The organism is Methylobrevis albus (assembly GCF_015904235.1).
Taxonomy (GTDB): domain Bacteria; phylum Pseudomonadota; class Alphaproteobacteria; order Rhizobiales; family Pleomorphomonadaceae; genus Methylobrevis_A; species Methylobrevis_A albus.
Map to the genome: position 1 here is coordinate 60,200 of NZ_JADZLT010000048.1, position 16,221 is coordinate 76,420.

The 16,221-nt window shown below is 72.9% G+C and carries 19 protein-coding genes; 1 reads left to right on the forward strand and 18 read right to left on the reverse strand.

All coding sequences use genetic code 11. The features are described 5' to 3' along the window. Window positions 1-174: 174 nt before the first annotated feature. The 11 genes from I5731_RS07165 to I5731_RS07215 form a co-directional block, all read right to left on the reverse strand. A complete protein-coding gene (locus I5731_RS07165) occupies window positions 175-1,569 on the reverse strand; it encodes a hypothetical protein (protein ID WP_197310689.1) in 1,395 nt (464 codons plus the stop codon). A gap of 206 nt (window positions 1,570-1,775) precedes the next feature. Continuing rightward, window positions 1,776-2,252: an RT0821/Lpp0805 family surface protein gene (locus tag I5731_RS07170; protein ID WP_197310690.1), complete on the reverse strand. Its 477-nt coding sequence runs from the start codon at window positions 2,250-2,252 to the stop codon at window positions 1,776-1,778. 216 nt (window positions 2,253-2,468) lie between these two features. Then, the gene (locus I5731_RS07175; RefSeq protein WP_235981612.1) at window positions 2,469-3,857 is read right to left on the reverse strand and encodes a sensor histidine kinase; all 1,389 of its coding nucleotides are present in this window, start codon (window positions 3,855-3,857) and stop codon (window positions 2,469-2,471) included. Then, window positions 3,854-4,531 (reverse strand): response regulator transcription factor, encoded by a 678-nt coding sequence (locus I5731_RS07180; RefSeq protein WP_197310691.1) that lies wholly within the window; start codon window positions 4,529-4,531, stop codon window positions 3,854-3,856. Before I5731_RS07180 ends, I5731_RS07175 begins: the two co-directional genes overlap by 4 nt. 32 nt (window positions 4,532-4,563) lie before the next feature. Then, window positions 4,564-4,878, reverse strand: a complete 315-nt coding sequence (locus I5731_RS07185; RefSeq protein WP_197310692.1) for a PepSY domain-containing protein — start codon at window positions 4,876-4,878, stop codon at window positions 4,564-4,566. An 80-nt stretch (window positions 4,879-4,958) separates the two neighbouring features. Next, a complete protein-coding gene (locus I5731_RS07190; RefSeq protein WP_197310693.1) occupies window positions 4,959-5,282 on the reverse strand; it encodes a hypothetical protein in 324 nt (107 codons plus the stop codon). Further along, a complete protein-coding gene (locus tag I5731_RS07195; protein ID WP_197310694.1) occupies window positions 5,282-6,961 on the reverse strand; it encodes a DUF2793 domain-containing protein in 1,680 nt (559 codons plus the stop codon). Before I5731_RS07195 ends, I5731_RS07190 begins: the two co-directional genes overlap by 1 nt. Further along, complete coding sequence (locus I5731_RS07200) at window positions 6,954-10,853, reverse strand: baseplate multidomain protein megatron (RefSeq protein WP_197310695.1); 3,900 nt, start codon at window positions 10,851-10,853, stop codon at window positions 6,954-6,956. The genes I5731_RS07195 and I5731_RS07200 overlap by 8 nt, the downstream gene beginning before the upstream one ends. 45 nt (window positions 10,854-10,898) lie before the next feature. Then, window positions 10,899-11,345: an NlpC/P60 family protein gene (locus tag I5731_RS07205; protein WP_197310696.1), complete on the reverse strand. Its 447-nt coding sequence runs from the start codon at window positions 11,343-11,345 to the stop codon at window positions 10,899-10,901. After that, window positions 11,345-12,232 (reverse strand): DUF2163 domain-containing protein, encoded by an 888-nt coding sequence (locus I5731_RS07210; RefSeq protein WP_197310697.1) that lies wholly within the window; start codon window positions 12,230-12,232, stop codon window positions 11,345-11,347. Before I5731_RS07210 ends, I5731_RS07205 begins: the two co-directional genes overlap by 1 nt. 5 nt (window positions 12,233-12,237) lie before the next feature. Continuing rightward, window positions 12,238-12,849, reverse strand: coding sequence for a DUF2460 domain-containing protein (locus I5731_RS07215; RefSeq protein WP_197310698.1), 612 nt, complete (start codon window positions 12,847-12,849; stop codon window positions 12,238-12,240). 80 nt (window positions 12,850-12,929) lie between these two features. Between I5731_RS07215 and I5731_RS07220 the strand changes: the two genes are divergently transcribed. Continuing rightward, a complete protein-coding gene (locus I5731_RS07220) occupies window positions 12,930-13,193 on the forward strand; it encodes a YdcH family protein (RefSeq protein ID WP_197310699.1) in 264 nt (87 codons plus the stop codon). Between the two features lie 30 nt (window positions 13,194-13,223). On the opposite strand, the gene I5731_RS07225 is transcribed toward I5731_RS07220, so the two are convergent. Genes I5731_RS07225 through I5731_RS07255 form a run of 7 tightly spaced genes read right to left on the reverse strand, consistent with a single transcriptional unit; the run spans window position 13,224 to window position 16,221 of the window. Then, window positions 13,224-13,790: a phage tail tape measure protein gene (locus I5731_RS07225; RefSeq protein ID WP_235981614.1), complete on the reverse strand. Its 567-nt coding sequence runs from the start codon at window positions 13,788-13,790 to the stop codon at window positions 13,224-13,226. A 26-nt stretch (window positions 13,791-13,816) separates the two neighbouring features. Then, window positions 13,817-14,023, reverse strand: coding sequence for a rcc01693 family protein (locus I5731_RS07230; protein WP_268926565.1), 207 nt, complete (start codon window positions 14,021-14,023; stop codon window positions 13,817-13,819). Then, entirely contained in the window at window positions 14,020-14,436 is a 417-nt protein-coding gene (locus I5731_RS07235; RefSeq protein WP_197310701.1) for a gene transfer agent family protein, read from the reverse strand. The genes I5731_RS07230 and I5731_RS07235 overlap by 4 nt, the downstream gene beginning before the upstream one ends. A 1-nt stretch (window position 14,437) precedes the next feature. Then, window positions 14,438-14,851: a phage major tail protein, TP901-1 family gene (locus I5731_RS07240; protein ID WP_197310702.1), complete on the reverse strand. Its 414-nt coding sequence runs from the start codon at window positions 14,849-14,851 to the stop codon at window positions 14,438-14,440. Between the two features lie 52 nt (window positions 14,852-14,903). Further along, window positions 14,904-15,329, reverse strand: a complete 426-nt coding sequence (locus tag I5731_RS07245) for a DUF3168 domain-containing protein (protein WP_197310703.1) — start codon at window positions 15,327-15,329, stop codon at window positions 14,904-14,906. Continuing rightward, window positions 15,326-15,655, reverse strand: a complete 330-nt coding sequence (locus tag I5731_RS07250) for a head-tail adaptor protein (protein WP_197310704.1) — start codon at window positions 15,653-15,655, stop codon at window positions 15,326-15,328. The genes I5731_RS07245 and I5731_RS07250 overlap by 4 nt, the downstream gene beginning before the upstream one ends. Further along, window positions 15,652-16,221, reverse strand: a complete 570-nt coding sequence (locus I5731_RS07255; protein ID WP_197310705.1) for a head-tail connector protein — start codon at window positions 16,219-16,221, stop codon at window positions 15,652-15,654. The genes I5731_RS07250 and I5731_RS07255 overlap by 4 nt, the downstream gene beginning before the upstream one ends.

Here is a 16,221-nt window from a genome sequence, read left to right on the forward strand (position 1 = left end):
CCGCCGGAATGGGCGCAGCGCGCATTGATCGGGGTCAAACGCCGCGCGGGCGCCGCGTCATGCGCCGAAGCGGGCGGCGGCCCGCGCGGCCTCGTCGTCGATCAAATAGGGGAGGTGGCCGGATTTCTCAACGCATTCCGGGTCGCCTGCGCCGATCGGCAGCAGGCCGACCGCTCAGCCCGTCGCCAGCGCCGCGCCGGTTCGGCCCACCGCCCGGTCGCGCGCCTTGCGCATCACCACGGCATACTCCGGGCCGAAGGCGAGTTCGGCGAGCTTGATCATGATGTCGACCGCCATCAGCACGTCGGCCCGGCCGGCGCCGGCCGTCTTCTTCAACTGCTCGATGGCGCGGTTGCCGAGCACCTCGATCGCCTGCTCGGACGACTGGCCGACCTGGGCGAGGAGTTCGTTGATGGCGAGGCTGTCGCGGCAGCGCCGTGCTTCGGCGAGCACCGTCATGGCGCGGATCGCGTCCTGCCCCTCGCCCTCGCGGCCGGCGGTGGAGCCGCCCTCGACGCGCAGCGCGCGCCGGATCGTCGGCACGATCGCCTCGACCTCGGCCTGCACCATGTCGGACATGCTGCGGCGCAGATCGCCGAGCCGCTTGCGCCAGGCGGAGTCGCCGTCGAAGTCGATCGAGATCGAGATGCTGCGCACGAGGTCGTGAAAGCTGCCGAGGGCGCGGGCCATCTCGGCGGTGCCGTCCGGACGGCGCCGCGCGGCGCCGAAGCGGACGATCACGCGCTCCGCCTCGGAGAAATAGATGTCGAGGAAGGAGGCGACGCTGGAGCGGCGGATGTCGCCGGCCTTGTCACCCCCGCCGAGTGCCACCGCGATGCGGGCGAGCACCGCGGGCGACGCCAGCCGCGACAGCAGGACGCAGCCGGCCCAGACGGCATCGGCCGGCACCCGCTCGACGAAGCGACCGACCACCTCGAGCGCCGTGGTCTCGGAAGGGTCGCCGACGACGATGGTGGCGGGGAGTTCGTGCACGAGCGTAGCGATCGATTTGCGGCGCTCATGGATCGCGAAGAGGTCGCCGAGGTCGCTCAGGGCGCGCTCGCCGCCGATCAGGCCGCCGAGGCGCTGGCGGCCCTTGGCGGTCGCCGACAGTTCGTCGTGGTTGGCGCGCAGCTGCCTGAGTCCTGTGTCGCGCAGCTCCGCCATCATCACCTTGAGGTCGGCCTCCGGCGAATAGACGCGGATTGAGGCCTCGTCGAGCCAGGGGCCGAACAGGTCGGGGGCGACGTCGCGCACGAGATAGGTCCAGATGCCGTCGATCGAATCGATCGACAGCCGGCCGGTCTGGCGGGTGCGCAGTTCCTCGCGGATGATGAACGGCGCGAACGGCTCGAAGAACAGCCGGCGGACGCGGGCGGGACGCGGCTCGTCAGACTTGGTGCCGTTCACAACGGCCCGGGTCGCTTCGAGGATCAGGCGAGTGGAGGCATCGAGCTGGCCCGCCTCGCCGGCGATCTCCAGCTTGCGCAGCAGCATGAGGCGCGCGCCGGGAGAGAGCGAGCCGAGATAGTCGATCACCTTCGCGCGCATCAGACGCCCGTCCGGCATGTCCGTGCGTTCCTTCATCGTTGCCCGCGACCTGCCGCCGACGGTCCGCCACCAGAGGCGACTATGGCCGAGGGAAGGTTGACGTTTGGTGTGCATCCGGGCCGAGCCGGACGCGATCCCGCGCGGCGGAAACGACGAAGGGGGCGGATGCCGCCCCCTTCGTGCCGATCATTGCGGTCTCGCCGACGGGTGCCGGAACCGGTCGGTCAGGACACCTGGCGCCAGGTGCCGTCCGGATTGCGGCAGGCGGTGCCGCGGACGACCTGCGGCCGGCCATCGATGTACACGGTGTTGGTGTAGTCGCGGCACTGGGCGCTGTTGATGTACTGCGGCGGGCCGACGTTGACCTGGCCGTAGCGGCCGGACTGCGGGTTCTGCCACTGCTGCGGCGCCCCGTATTCCAGCGCCTGGTACTGCGCGTTCTGGTAGTACTGCTTGTCGGCCTCGTCGAGCTGCGCGCCGATCTGGTTGCCGAGGAAGCCGCCGAGCAGAGCGCCGCCGGCGATCGCCGCGACACGGCCACCGCCGCTGCCGAACTGGCTGCCGATCGCCGCACCGGCCGCTGCGCCGGCCAGCGTGCCGACGCCCTGCTTGCTGATGCCGCTCTGGCCATAGGGATCCGTCTGGCAGCCGGCGAGCGTCGCCGCCATGATGCCGACCGCGATCAATGCCTTGAAAGTCATGATTACTCCCGTCGAAAAAATCCGCCGTGTCGGAGGACGCGTCCCAAGTCCGCCACCGACGGTTCCGAACGCAATATTCGGCGCCGATTCGGAATGGCCCAAGTTTACCACACGATCACGTTACCTTGCATTACACAGCCCGAACATGGCCGAAGTAGGAAGCTGGCTCGGTCCGCGGCAGGTTTCGGCGCGCGGAACGCTGCCGAGATCCCGCACCTAGCTTCTCGGCAGCACCACCGCCACGGCGAGGCCGCCGAGGCCGGCCGCGCCGAGGGTGATCGTGCCGCCGTAGGCCTCGACCAGCTCCTCGACGATCGCCAGCCCGAGGCCCGAACCCGGCACGCTCTCGTCGAGACGCCGGCCGCGCGCCAGCGCCTCGCGGCGCAGTTCCGGCGCAAGGCCGGGGCCGTCGTCCTCGACGACGATCTCGATCATCGCCCGCGAGGCGGCGCCGGTGGCGATCGGGCGGGCGCGCACCAGCACGCGGCCGTTGCCGAACTTGCAGGCGTTGTCGAGCAGGTTGCCGACCATCTCCTCGAGATCGCTGCGGGCGACGCGGACCCTGAGGTCGGGCGGGCAGTCGATGTCGATCGCGACGCCGGGGTCGGGATAGGCGCGGCGCAGCACCTTGGCGAGGCCGGCCAGCGACGGCGCCACCTCGGAGGCGGCGCCGATGGTGCGGCGCTGGGCGGCGGCGCGGGCGCGGTCGAGGTCGCTGTCGATGCGGCCGCGCATGATCTCGGCCTGCTCCAGCACCTTCGCCGCCAGCGGACCGCCGTCGCTGCGCGTCTCGTTGACGATGACGCTGAGCGGCGTTTTGAGCGCGTGGGCGAGGTTGCCGACGTTGGCCTGGGCGCGCTCGACCACCGCGCGGTTGGCGTCGATCAGCGCGTTGAGTTCCACCGACAGCGGCGCGATCTCGCTCGGCATTTCGCCGGCGAGCCGGTCGGCCCGGCCCTCGCGGATGTCGGCGAGCGCGGCGCCGATCTGCTGCAGCGGCCGGAGGCCGACGCGGACCTGCACGATGGTGGCGAACAGCAGTCCCGCGGCGAAGACGGCGAGGGTGACGAAGACGCTGCGCGAGAACGACCGCATGTCGGCCTTCACCTCGTCGGCGTTGCCGGCGACGACGACGTCGAGGCTGCGGCCGCCGTCGAACTCGACGACCTGCGAGACGACGCGCAGTTCCTCGTTGCCCGGGCCGGTGCGATATTCTGCCGTGACGGTGCCGTCGTGCGCGGGCTCGCCGAGATCGAGGACGTCACCGAACAGCGAGCGCGACATGGCGCGCACCTCGCGGCTGATCGGGTCGCGCACCACCCAGTACCAGCCGGACAGCGGCAGCAGGAACCGCGGCTCGCCGAGGGTCGTCACGTCGGGCGGATCGCCCTCGGGCGTCGCGGCGACGAGGCCGGCGAGCGCCTTCTGGTAGACGACGAGGCGGGCGTCGAAGCTGCGCTCGACACTGGCGTTGTAGAGGCGGGTGAGGACGACGCCGGCGAACACCAGCGCGACGGCGCTCCAGATCGCGGCGGCGACCACCATGCGCGCGGCGAGCGAGCGCGGCGTCAGGCGGCGCAGGATCCCGGCGCGGGCGGTGGTCATGGCGCCGGTGGCACGCCGGGGCCGGCGATGCGATAGCCGATGCCACGCACGGTCTCGATGACGTCGACGGCGAGCTTGCGCCGGAGGCGGCCGACGAAAACCTCGATCGTGTTGGAATCGCGGTCGAAATCCTGGTCGTAGAGATGCTCGATCAGCTCGGTGCGCGACACCGTGCGCTCCTTGTGATGCATCAGGTACTGCAGCAGCCGCAATTCGTGCGAGGTGAGCTTGACCGGCGAGCCGTCCACCGTCACCCGGCCGGACTTGACGTCGAGCCGCACCGGCCCGACCTCGATCTCGTTCGAGGCATGGCCGGCATAGCGGCGGACCAACGCGCGCAGGCGGGCCAGCACCTCCTCCATGTGGAAGGGTTTCGCGACGTAGTCGTCGGCGCCGGCGTCGATGCCGGCGACCTTGTCGCTCCAGCGGTCGCGCGCGGTGAGCAGCAGCACCGGCATCAGCCGGCCGGCGCGGCGCCAGCCCTCGAGCACGCTGATGCCGTCCTTCTTCGGCAGGCCGATGTCGAGGATCACCGCGTCATAGGGTTCGGTGTCGCCGAGGAAGTGGCCCTCCTCGCCGTCGGCCGCCGTGTCGACGACATAGCCGGCGTCGCGGCAGGCGGTGCCGAGCTGGCGGCGCAGGTCGGGGTCGTCCTCGACGATCAGGATACGCATGCGGTCGTCGCCCTCTACCTTGCCGTCCTGACCTATCGCCCGAGCACGGCGCCGCTGCGCGCGTCGATGACGATGGTCACCACCCGGCCGCCCTGCATCACCGCGAGACGGTAGACCAGCCGGCCGCCGCTTTCGCAGAGCTGCGCGTTGACCACGTCGCCGTCGATGCCGCGGGTCACGGCGCTGAGCCGGGCGGCCTGCCCGCTCGCCACCGCATCGCGCGCCTCGCCGCTCGACAGGCACGCGGCCTCCGCCGGCCCGGTCGTGGCGAGCCCGCCGAAAACGGCGAGCGCAACCGCGAGAAGCGGTCCGGCCAGAGACATGAAGAGGGGGCGCGCGGCGTGCATGGGCGCTTTCTAGCGGACAGCGACTGAACCGGGAATGAACGGTCGGCGGGAGCGCGATCATGGCACCCCGGCCGGGCGCGTCAACCCGCAGCGCCGACCGCAGTCCCGGCGACAGCGCCGGCGGGGGAGTCGATCCCTTCTTCGAGCTCCGCCACGCGCCGCCGGAGCCGCTCGGCCTCGCCAAGTAGCCCCGCGTCGATGCCGGCGCCGATCACCGCGAGATCGATCCCGAGCCCGGCGGCGTCCGCCATGCTCAGCGTGCGGCGGCGGGCGAGCTGCCCGCCGAGCGCGGCCGCCTCGGCGAGGTCCTCGGCGATCTCGTCGATGTCGATCTGCCAGGCCGGCTGGTCGGGCCGGTCGTAGGCGCGGGCGACCCAGAGGAAGGAAGCGATCGAGAGGCGCATCAGAGGGCTCCATATCCAACGAGGCGCCAGGCGGCACCGTCGTATTCGGCTTCGGCGAAGGTTCCGGTGGCGAGCGCCTTCAGCCCGCCGAGAGACAGCACGAAGGCGCCGCCGCCCTCGCGCACAACGCGGAAGCGGGCGCCGTTCGGCGCGTTGGTCGTGGCGAGGGTGATGGCACGGTCGGCCGTCAGCGTGCCGGTGTGGCGCTGCACCGGGGCGGAGGTGAGATAGGTGAGCGTGAAGTCGGCGTTGGTGGCGACGGCCGCCATGCCGCCGGCCTTGCGCACCCAGACGGTGCCGTTGCTTTCCAGCATGCCGGCGCCGCCACCGAGGTCGGAGCACCAGACGAGCTGCCCGGCCGGCGACGCCGACGGCAGCGTCCCGATCGTGTAGGGCCGCAGCCGCAGGATCCGGTTCATGTCGACGACGACGTTGGCCGCGGCGCCGATCGACAGCCCGGTGGCCGGATCGAGGCCCATCACATAGGAGAGTGACGCCGAGCCCGGGTTGCCGTGGAACTCGAGCCGCACCGGCAGCGCGTCGGTCGCCACCGTCCCGGAGACGACGCCGCGGATCTCGGCGCCGGTCAGCAGCCGGGTGCCGTCGTGGCCGCCGATCATGAAGCCGGCGATCGGATCGCCGCTCTGCAGGGCGGTGGCACCCGACTTCTGCCGCGCGAACACGACGCGCTGGCGCGCGGTCGAGGTCGACGCCTCGAGCAGGAACATCACCGCCGCCGGCCCGTTCGCGGTCGAGAAGAACACCCGCGACGGCGTGAAGCTCGCCCCGCTCTCGTTGCCGATCGGGATGCCGCCGAGCGTACCGAGATGAAAGGTCGTGCTGCCGGCATTGCCCTCGACGTTGAGGCCGACGCCGGTGCTGCCCGTCGTCAGCTTGCCGGTGACGGCGAGGTCGCCGGTCACGGTGTCGCCGGCCTTCGCCAGCGCGCCGAGCGCGGTGCGGGCGTCGGCCGCGGTGCGCGCGCCCGTCCCGCCCTCGGCGACACTGAGGGCGGCGTGCAGCGCGAGCGCACCCGTCGCAGAATCGGCGACCAGTGCATCGCGCCAGGTAGCGCCGTCGGCCGAAACCTTGATGCGGTAGCTGTCGTCGCCGACGAGGCCGGTCTCGGCGCGGCCGGCGTAGCCGGTCTGGTACAGCTGCGACACGGTGCCGGCGGACGCGTCGCGGTTGAGCTTCAGGCGCAGGCTGCCGTCACCGCCCTCCCCGACCGGGGTCGCGGTGAACAGCGCGTTGTTGAGCTTCACCGCCAGCGGGTTGCCGGCGTCCGCCGTGGTGCCGACGCCGAGCAGCACGAGGTTCTGCAGCGCGTCCACCGTCTCGCCGGCGAGCGCGATCCAGGCCGTCCCGGTCCAGAACGCCAGCACGCCTTCGTCCAGCACCAGCGCGGTCCAGCCGGGCGCCGGATCGACGAACGACCAGGTGCCGTCCTCGAACGCGGCGATGCGGTCCGCCGCGCCGGCCCAGTCGCCCGTGGCGCCCGCCGCGACGATGTAGCGGTCGCCCGTGCCGGGTGATCCTGGCGGCGCGGCGAGGTCGCGGGAGAGCACGGCGAGCTGCACGACGCGGTCGAGCGCGAGCAGTGCTTCGTTGTGGGTGACGTGCTTCTGCGCCTGCGCCGCCGCGAGCAGCGGCAGGCCGAGACGGATCGTGTCAGACATGGAGCGTGGCCCTTCCCGGCAGGCCGCGGCCCATCCGCGTGGAGATCTGGCAGACCACCACGTCGAAGGTCGCGGGCATGGTTCCGAAATCCGCGGCCTGCGCCGCCGCGGTGTAGAGCGCGCGGGGCTCGGTCACGGCGAGCGTGCGGACGACGCTGGCGCCATCAAGGATGTCGACGGAGTAGGCCTCGCGCTCCTCGGCGAGCGGAACCTCCGCCTGTTCCCAGCCGTCGCCACCGCTGCGGGTCTGACGGATCCAGCCGAATTCCACGTCGCCGCCGACCCGCACCGCCCGGATGCGCACCGGCGGCAACGGCCGCAGCGCCCGGCCACCGATCGTCACGGTCCGGTCGATCGCAGCGTCCGAGCCGCTGCCGGCGGCGGCCGGCACAATGCGCAGCGCCGCGCTGCGGCCGACGAAGTCGATGCCGAGCGCGAGCCGCGGCGTCGCGGCGCCGATCATCACGAAGGAGGCGCCCGCCGCGTGGCCGGCGGCCATCGCGTCGCCGGTGCCGAGCTGGCCGCGCAGCAGGGTCGTCAGCCGGTAGCGGCGCGGGCCGATCAGCTCGGCGTTGGCGAACTGCACCAGTTCCCAGCCGCCACCCTCCGCCGCTACCGCGGCGAGGTTCGCCCCGTCGAACAGCGTCCCGAGGTCGACGCTCGCCAGCGTGCCGGATAGCAGCGTCACGTCGATCACGCCCGTCCGGTCGAAGCGCCACAGCGGGCCGGGACCAAGCGGCGCGTTGAGGCGGCCGATCACCGCCGGCGCGTCGAGGCGCTGCACCGGCTGGTAGCCGCTGCCCGCCGCGCGCAGCACCGACAGCGCGCCGGGCCAGGGCCGGGCGCTCGCGGCGATCCGCGGCGCGTGCACACCGGCATCGTCGCTCGCCGCCGGGACGTCGAGGATCTCGAGCCGCGGCGGCCCGAGCGCGACGGGGATGCCGGCGGCGAGCGCGCGCGGCTCGGTCCGCCCGGCGCGCGCCCGGATCGTCCGGTCGATCACTCGCGCCTCGACCACGATCGCCTCGGTGCGCTCGGTGCGCTCGACGGCGACGGTCGCCGGGTAGCCGGGCAGCGCGAGGGTCAGCGTGTCGCCCGGCTCGAGGCCGGTGAAGCTCGGCGGCAGCACGAAGCGCAGGCGCTCGCGCGCGGCGTCGAGTTCCTTGATCATCGCCTCGGCGTGGCCCGCCAGCACCTCGGGCGCCGCGACGATCGGCAGTTGCAGGTCGAGCACCCGGGCCGGGCCGGCGCTCTCCGCCACCCGGCGCGCCGCGACGGAGGTCTGCAGGTAATCGGCGCTGCCGTCGAGAAAGCCAACGGCGACCTCGACGGGCAGGTCCTCGGCCTGCGCCCGCCGCAGTTCGACCAGCGGCCCGTCGCGGGTCTCGACGAGGTCGCCCGCGCCGATGGTGGCGACGCTGCGCCGGCCGCGGTCGCGAAACAGCAGCCCGTCCGGCCGCTCGATCACGTCGAAGCGAAACAGGGTGGCGAGCGATTCGAGGCCGTCGCGCAGGGTGGTGCGCCCGGCGAAGACGCAGCCATCGACGAGACCGGACAGGCCGCTGCTGTCGACCGCCCCGATCCCCTGCTCGGCCGCCGCCGCCGCAACGAGATCGGCGAGCGGTGCCGTGCCGAGGCGGCCGTTCAGCCAGTGGCCGGTGGTCCAGTTCGCCCCGTCCGCCCAGACGTCGGTGGCGAGCGGAAAGGCGGGAAACGGCCGCGCGTCGTAGGACCAGACGTGGGCGCGCGCCACATCGACCATGCGGCGGCCGTCGACGGGCGACAGCGGGTTGTGCCCCGCCGCAAACTCCGGCTCGGCCGGGTCGAAATGGCCGAGCAGCACTTCCAGATAGCGCCGCTGCACCAGATCGTCGCGCAGGCCGCGCGAGTGGTGCGGCGGCCGGCCTTCGGAGGAGACGAGGTCGGGAAACACGTTCGGCTCGTTGCCGCCGTTGTCGACCGCCGGGCAGCCGATCTCGGTGAAGCGGATCGGCTTCAGCCCCGGCACCCAGGCGGTCGGCGTACCGACCTCGACCCCGCCGACGCGGTCGACATGCAGGTTGCCCCACCAATTGGAAAAGTCCTTGATGCGGAACACCCAGGGCTTGCCCGCCGCCCCATCGGTGATCGGGCTGCGCAGCTGCGCGGCGCGGTCGGCGTCGCTGGCGTAGTACCAGTCATAGAGCTCGCCGCCTGCGACGCTTGCCGCGAGATAGGCCCGGTCCGCCGGCCCGTCGGCGATCGCCGCATCGAGATGGTCGCCCTCGCGCCAGTCGGTCAGCGGCAGGTAGGCGTCGATGCCGACGAAGTCGATGTTCGGGTCGGCCCAGAGCGGATCGAGGTGAAAGGTGACGTCGCCGCTGCCGTCGTCCGGGCGATGATTGGCGTATTCCGACCAGTCCGCCGCATAGCCGACCTCGGTTCCAGGCCTGAGCATCGCCTTCACGTCGGCGGCGAGACTGCGCAGCGCGGCGACGAACGGATGTCCGCGGGCACCATCGTTCAGCGCCGTGAGCCCGCGCAGCTCCGAGCCGATCAGGAAGCCATCGACCCCGCCGGCGACCTCGGCGAGCGCCGCATAATGCAGGATCAGCCGGCGGTAGGACCATTCGGCCGGCCCCGCATAGGCGACCGTGTCCAGCGCCGGCAGTCCGGTGAAATGACCAGGAGCGGCCGCCCCGACGAACGCGGCCACGACCGCCTCGATCGCCGCGGTGCCGTCCGGCGATCCCGGCCGGCCGGGCGCGGGATCGCAGGTGATCCGCCCGCGCCAGGGATAGGCCGGCTGCGGCGTGGCCCCGGTGTAGGGATCGACGCGGGCGTTGCCCGGCGCGACGTCCATCATCACGAAGGGATAGAGCGTGACGGCGAGGCCCCTCGCCTTCGCCTCCCGGATCAGCGCCGCGACGCTCGCATCCGACGGCGTGCCGCCGAAGGCCGGCCGGTCGTCGAGGCTGCTGACGGCGCCCGCCGCCGCGCGGGTGAGGCCGGCAACGCGCCACGTCGCGCCGCGCGTCACCTTGTCGGTGCGCTCGGCACGCGGGCGCACGCTGCAGGCGTCGGCGCGGAGATCGTCGCCGAACCAGCTCACCACGATCGCGAGGCTCTCGAGCCGGGGACAAAGGTCCTGCAACTCGTCGAGCGCCGCGATCACGTCCGTGGCGGCGATCGGCGTATGCACGTTCTCCGCCTCGCTGACACCGTCTTCGGGCGCCCGCGTCACGGGGGTGGGGTGGTAGCCGAACTCGGTCGCGCCGGGGATCAGCGTCACGGCGCGGATCATCCTCTCCAGCCGTCCGACCGGCCGGAACACCTCGAAGGAGAGTTGCGGCAGCGCGTTGCCGAAGTCGGCGAGCGGCAGCCGCTCGAACACGACATAGGCGAGCCCGCGATAGGCCGGCGCCCCGTCCGCGCCCTGTCGCGCCTCGATCAGGCTGTCGGGCATCTGCGTCTCGTCGCCCGGGTGCACCCGCATGGTGATGCGGTCGAGGTCGAGCAAATGGCCGTTGGCCCAGACCCGGCCGATGCGCGCGATCGGCCCTTCGCAGAGGCCGACGGCGAAGTTCGCGAAATAGCGATAGGTCTCGACCTCCGGCCCGCCCTTGCCGCCGCCGCCTTCCGACGTCACGGTTTCTTCCAGCTCGGTCGCCCAGATCACCTGCCCCGCGAGGCGCGCGCGGCCGTAGAGGCGCGGGATCGCCGCGCCCTCGATCGAGGCCTGCACGGACAGGTCGGCGAGCTTGCCGCGCTCCACCGTGCCGCCCGACCCGGCGAGCACCCGGTCGAGCGCCGCGCCGGCCAGCGCCCCGATCGCCCGGCCGGCGACGACGCCGAAGAGGCCGAAGCTCTGGCCGAACACGGCCCCGGCGGCGGCGAGGATGAGCGTGGCCATGGCGGCATTCCGTCGGTTGCGGGCAGATGAAGATGCAGGCCGGGTTCAGCCCGTGACGCCGGGAAACGCAAAAACCCCGGCGAGCCGGCGCCGCCACCAGGGTGACAGCGCCGCGCCGGCGACCGCGGCCCCGGCATGGGCGTGAACGAACCGGTCCACATCGACAAGGATCGCGGCGTGCTTCGCCGGCAAGCCGGCGCGCCAGCGGAACAGCAGCACGTCGCCCGGCCGCATCGCCTCCGCCGCCACCGGCACCAGATGCAGCGCGGCCGCGGCGGCGAGCGTATCGGCCCCCGCCTCCGCCCAGTCCGGCGTATAGGGCGGGGCGGCAGCCGGCTCCGGGCCGATCACCGCGCGCCAGACGCCGCGGACGAGCCCGAGACAGTCGCAGCCCGCGCCCTTGCACGAGGCCTGATGGCGATAGGGCGTGCCGAGCCAGCCAAACGTCTCGGCGACGATCGCCGCGCGCGTCGGGGGTCCGAGCGGCGGCATCAGAACAGCACCCCGCCGGTGTTGCCGCCGTCGCTGCGCGCATAGGCGAAGGCGAAGTCGTTGCCCGGCATGTGCGGAAAACCGCGAAAGTTGACCGTGTTGGCGAACTTCGTGCGGCAGGTGGCGAAGCGCTTGTCGCAGCCGGCCGTCAGCGTCACCAGCAGGCCGGGTGCAAGTGCCAGGGGTGCCCGCCGCCAGAGCACGATCTCGCGCAGGTCGCCTGCCCTGCGGTCGAGGTCAATCCTGAGCGGCCGGTCCGCCAGCGCGCCGCTCGCCGGCACCAGCAGTCCACCGGCGAACCAGTCGTCGTCGAACGCGCCGAGGCCCTGGAGCAGCAGCCGGGCGATGCCGTCGCCGCCGACGACATCCGCCGTCGCGCGATAATCCGGATGGTCGAGCGCGACGGCGCAGCGCGCATCGCCGAGCTCGGCATCGCAGCCGCGGCCGAACAGCCGGCCGACCGGGTGGCCCAGCGCATGCGCCGGACCGCGCAGTTCGGCGCGAAAAGCGCCGTCGCTGCGCACCACCTCGCCGATCGTGCCGGCCCGCAGCAGCAGGGCGCTCGCCGGATCGGTCCAGTCGGTGAGGTAGACCTCGACGCGCGCACCGTCCCAGCGGCCGGCGGCGAGGTCCTCCTCGCTCAGCGACTCGCCGGCGACGACGCCGGCGAGGTCCTCGTCGCCGGCGGCGAAATCGCCGGACGCCGCGGCGGCCGAGCGATCGAGCCCGGAGGCGGCGCGGCAGGTGACGCCATCGACGACGAGGTCGCGGTCGTGGTCGGTGAAGCCGAAGCGGCTGCCGTCGGCGCGCGTCAGCAGCCAGCAGTTCGCAAGCGTGGTGGCGCCCGCCGCGAGGCGCGCGGCGAGATCGTCGGGAAGGCTGCGCATCGGGGTTACTCCGCGATCTCGACCACGGGGATCGACGGGATCTCGCCCGCCTCGAAGGCCGAGAGGCTGATCACCAGGCGGTCGGTATCGAAGCGGGCCGGCAGGTCGAAGGCAAAGCCCGCCGCGACGACGGCGCCGGCGGGCGGCGGCGCGGCGAACGTCAGCATCCCGGTCGCGAGATCGATGTCGGCTGCGACACTCGGTCGCACGCTTCCGGCGACCGGCCGGGTAATCCGCCTAACATATGGCATCATCAATCCGTAGCTCTTGACGAGCTGGAAGTTGACCGTGCTACCATTGCCAATGCCGATAGTTTGATCGGCCGGAGACGGGGTTTGCCCCGGCGCGCAGGACTTCCAGTCCGTTTTGTCCCGGAACCGAAAGCCATAGAGCCGGCCGCGCCGTTCTTCGAAAAAGGAAATTACTTCGTAGAGATCATCGAGCGTCCTGATTCCGTAGCCGGCGTCGAACCTGCGCCTGGCATCGGCCCAACGGCTGTTACGGAACTCGCGGCCCGATCCGAGCGTTACGATTTCTGTCCGCCGTTCCGGCCCGCCGGAAGCGCCGAATGCGATGTCGACGGGAAATCCGACATCGTGAAAGGAGGATGGAGGCATTGGGGCACTCGCCGTTTGAATGAGGCCGCGACGGTTCGTGCCGTCCGGTTGCAACCCTTGGGAACGACAACGAAAAAAGGATGCGCGCGATGAACCATCTTCCCCACGACCTCGCCGAAGTATTCCCCGACGACGCCGCCCTGATCAGGGATCTGAAACTCGACGACACCCTGTTCGCCGAGCTCGCGGCCAGTCATCAGGCCATCACCAAGCGCATCCACCGGATCGAGTCGCTCATCGAAGCGGCGACGGACGAAACGCTCGCCGACCTCAAGGCGCGGCGCCGCATCATTCTCGGCGAGATCAGCAGCTACCTGCTCCTGCGCCGCAAGGCGGTCGCCTGACGCCCCGTCAGGCCGGTCGCGAGGATCTTTTCACAGCCCGCGGCGCCCTCGCGCCGCGGCGCGGGCAAGCATCGCGGTCAACTGCCCCTCCGAGCGCCGGAAACTTTCGGCATCCGGCGTGGTGACGTTGAACGTCACCGACACGGTGCCGCCGCCCGCCGCGCCCCGAATGCCGAGCCGGCCGTCGCTGCCGCGGGCGAGTGGCACGATCGCCTCCGGCCCCGCCTCCCCCGCGAGGCCCGTTCCGCCGCCGGGCAGCGGAAAATAGGTCGGCGCCGCGATCACGCCCCCCGCCGCGAACGGCATCACGGACGAAGCAGCCCCGCCCAGCAGGTTGCCGAGCAACCCGGTCAGCGCCCCCGTGAGCGGCGCCAACGCCTGGTTCAGCAGCGAACTCGACAGCGACAGCGCCAGTTGCTTTAGTACGCCATCCAGCGAGCGCCCCTGCACCACCGCCCCGGCGAGCGCCCGGGCGAGATTGGCGCCGAACCGCTCCGACAACCCGTCGAGGTCGCCGAGCACCGCGCGCAGCGCCGTCGCTTCCCCGGCGATCGCCGCGAGGGCGCCCGCCCCGCCGGTTTCCGTCTCGTCGGTCATGAACCCCTCCTCCCTCCGGCCGCCGGTCAGCCGGCATGGTCCGGATAAGCCGCCATCAGCGTGGCCAGCACGTCGCGGCCCGGGCCGGCCGGGCGCTGCCGGCCGGCGGCGGCCGCGAGTTCGCGCGGCGTCATCGCCCAGAACGCCGCCGGGCCGAGCCGCAGCACGCCGAAGCCGAGCCGCATCGCCTCGTCCCAGGGAAAGGCCGCCGCGGCGACCGGCGCGCCGGTCAGCGCCGCGCGGCCGTGCTCACTCCGTCCGCCCCGGGCGTCGCCGGCCGGGGCTGCGAAGGGTGCAGCGGCTCGCCGGGGGATGTCCCGCCCTCCCCGTCCGGCGCGGCGGTGCCGAAGGTCGCCTGCAGCAGCCGCACCACGATCGCCGCATAGCCCGCTGCGCCGCCGGCCGCCGGCATCGTCGCGACGTCCGCCTCGCTCACCGCCTCGCCGGCGCCGCGCAGCCCGGCGGCGATCACCGCCGCCGCGTCGGCGGCGCGCAGGCGCCCGCCGGCAAAACGATCGGCGAGCGCGCCGAGATCGGCGGCGCCGAAGCGATCCTCGAGTTCGGCGAGCGCGCCGAGGGTGAGGCACAGGGTGCGGCGACGACCGCCGATCTCGGCGTCGATCTCGCCGCGATGCCGGTTGGCCATGTCAGGCTCCCGTGAAGCTGAGGGCGCCGGCCGATTCCAGCGCCATCTCGTAGGTGACCTCGCCGTCGTGATTGCCGGCATATTCGAGCCCGGTGAGCTGGAACGGCCCCTCGATGGTGCCGAAGTCCGGCACCACCACCTGCCAGGGCCGGATCACGCCGTCGAAGAACAGCTGCCGCACGGCGGCGTCCGAGGCCTGGTCCTTGAACAGGCCGCTGCCCGACAGGCTGGCCCGGCGCACGCCGGCCCCCGCCAGCAGCTCGCGCCACCGCCCGGCGGAGTCGGTGTCGGTGACGTCGACCGCCGCCGCGTTGAAGGCGAGCCGCCGGGCGCGCAGCCCGGCCACCGTGGTGAAGCTGCCCGTGCCGCCCGCATCGACTTTGAGGAGAAGATCGCGTCCCCGCTGCGCCGCCATGTCCGGCTCCCTGATGGTTGTCTCGTGAAAACAGCGGCCACCGCCGGCCGGCTCAGGTCTCGACCAGCGCCACCAGCGTCATCCGGCAGCGCCAGGTGCGCCCGTCGCGCAGCCGCTCGGCCTCGGCGCCGGCAAGGCGCAGCGCGACGAGGTGGATCTCATCCGGCGCCGGCGCCGAGGCAGCGAGCGCCGCCTCGACGGCCGCGACCAGCGCCAGCACGTCGGCCCGGCCGCCGCCGCGGCCGACCGCGTCGAGCCCGAGCGTCACCTCGGCCCCGTCGGCCTCGTCGCCGCCGAACGGCCGCACGCGCACTGTTGCAAACGCGAGATACGGATACTCGCCGGCCTTCGGCGGCCCGTCGACAATGCGTCCGCCGCAGGCCGCCACCACCGCGGCATCGCCGAGCAGCCGGCCCCGCACGGCCCTTTGCAGGGCGGCCGCCGCGTCGCCGAAGCGGGACGGCACCACCGCGCTCATGGCGCCACCGCCTCGGCGAGGCAGCGCACGAAGCCCAGCCCCGCCGACGTGACGGCGAGCACGCGGAAGCTCCGCCCGCCCCCGGTCAGCCGCCAGCCGACCGCGACCGTGATGTCGTCGCGCAGCACCAGCCGGTGCGTCGCGACCCCGATCGGCCGGTCGTCGGCCCCGACCCGCTCGGCGAGCGCCGGTTCGGCGACCGCGGCCCAGACGTCGCCGACCACGACATAGACGGTCGCGGCGCCGCCGAGGTCGTCGGTGGTCGCGACCGGCTCCTCGACGGTCAGGCGATGGCGCAGCGCGCCGATGGCGACCGGCGCGGTCATGGCAGGAGCCTCAGTTGGCGGAACGGCGCGATCAGCGCCGCCGCCGCGGCCGGCAGTCCCGCCCCGGCCCGTTCCGTCGCCGCGTCGCCGCGATTGGCATGGGCGTCGGCGACGAGCAGCCGCACCGCCTGGCGCAGATCCTCCGGCACGCTCGACGCCGCCGCGCCGTAGCCCGCCGTGACGTCGACCTCGATGCCGCCGAGGCGCCGCCCCGGCACCACCGCCGCCTTGATCGCGACCCGCCCGCCGGCCGTATCGACCTCGTAGTCCGCCTCGTCCAGAGGTTGCAGCACTCCGCCGGCATCGGCGACCCGCACCGCCGTCACGGCGAGCACCGGCCGCACCGGCAGCGCCAGCACGCGCCCCGCCGGCAGCGCATCGACGCGCACCCGCCAGCCCTGCGCGATCATCGCCCGCCCCGCTGCCCGCTCGATCCGCTCGCGCGCCGCCGCGATCAGGTTCGCGATCAGCTCGTCCTCGCCGTCGCCGTCGACGCGCAGGAACGCCTTCGCCTCGGCGAGACTCACCGGCTCGGTCGCCGGCGGCTCGATCCGCTCGGTCGTCAT

Bases quoted from the DNA above. Each gene is read 5' to 3' on its own strand.
- I5731_RS07165 (WP_197310689.1), bottom strand. From the start codon at position 1,569: ATGCCGGACGGGCGTCTGATGCGCGCGAAGGTGATCGACTATCTCGGC.
- I5731_RS07170 (WP_197310690.1), bottom strand. From the start codon at position 2,252: ATGACTTTCAAGGCATTGATCGCGGTCGGCATCATGGCGGCGACGCTC.
- I5731_RS07175 (WP_235981612.1), bottom strand. From the start codon at position 3,857: ATGACCACCGCCCGCGCCGGGATCCTGCGCCGCCTGACGCCGCGCTCG.
- I5731_RS07180 (WP_197310691.1), bottom strand. From the start codon at position 4,531: ATGCGTATCCTGATCGTCGAGGACGACCCCGACCTGCGCCGCCAGCTC.
- I5731_RS07185 (WP_197310692.1), bottom strand. From the start codon at position 4,878: ATGCACGCCGCGCGCCCCCTCTTCATGTCTCTGGCCGGACCGCTTCTC.
- I5731_RS07190 (WP_197310693.1), bottom strand. From the start codon at position 5,282: ATGCGCCTCTCGATCGCTTCCTTCCTCTGGGTCGCCCGCGCCTACGAC.
- I5731_RS07195 (WP_197310694.1), bottom strand. From the start codon at position 6,961: ATGTCTGACACGATCCGTCTCGGCCTGCCGCTGCTCGCGGCGGCGCAG.
- I5731_RS07200 (WP_197310695.1), bottom strand. From the start codon at position 10,853: ATGGCCACGCTCATCCTCGCCGCCGCCGGGGCCGTGTTCGGCCAGAGC.
- I5731_RS07205 (WP_197310696.1), bottom strand. From the start codon at position 11,345: ATGCCGCCGCTCGGACCCCCGACGCGCGCGGCGATCGTCGCCGAGACG.
- I5731_RS07210 (WP_197310697.1), bottom strand. From the start codon at position 12,232: ATGCGCAGCCTTCCCGACGATCTCGCCGCGCGCCTCGCGGCGGGCGCC.
- I5731_RS07215 (WP_197310698.1), bottom strand. From the start codon at position 12,849: ATGCCTCCATCCTCCTTTCACGATGTCGGATTTCCCGTCGACATCGCA.
- I5731_RS07220 (WP_197310699.1), top strand. From the start codon at position 12,930: ATGCGCGCGATGAACCATCTTCCCCACGACCTCGCCGAAGTATTCCCC.
- I5731_RS07225 (WP_235981614.1), bottom strand. From the start codon at position 13,790: ATGACCGACGAGACGGAAACCGGCGGGGCGGGCGCCCTCGCGGCGATC.
- I5731_RS07235 (WP_197310701.1), bottom strand. From the start codon at position 14,436: ATGGCCAACCGGCATCGCGGCGAGATCGACGCCGAGATCGGCGGTCGT.
- I5731_RS07240 (WP_197310702.1), bottom strand. From the start codon at position 14,851: ATGGCGGCGCAGCGGGGACGCGATCTTCTCCTCAAAGTCGATGCGGGC.
- I5731_RS07245 (WP_197310703.1), bottom strand. From the start codon at position 15,329: ATGAGCGCGGTGGTGCCGTCCCGCTTCGGCGACGCGGCGGCCGCCCTG.
- I5731_RS07250 (WP_197310704.1), bottom strand. From the start codon at position 15,655: ATGACCGCGCCGGTCGCCATCGGCGCGCTGCGCCATCGCCTGACCGTC.
- I5731_RS07255 (WP_197310705.1), bottom strand. From the start codon at position 16,221: ATGACGACCGAGCGGATCGAGCCGCCGGCGACCGAGCCGGTGAGTCTC.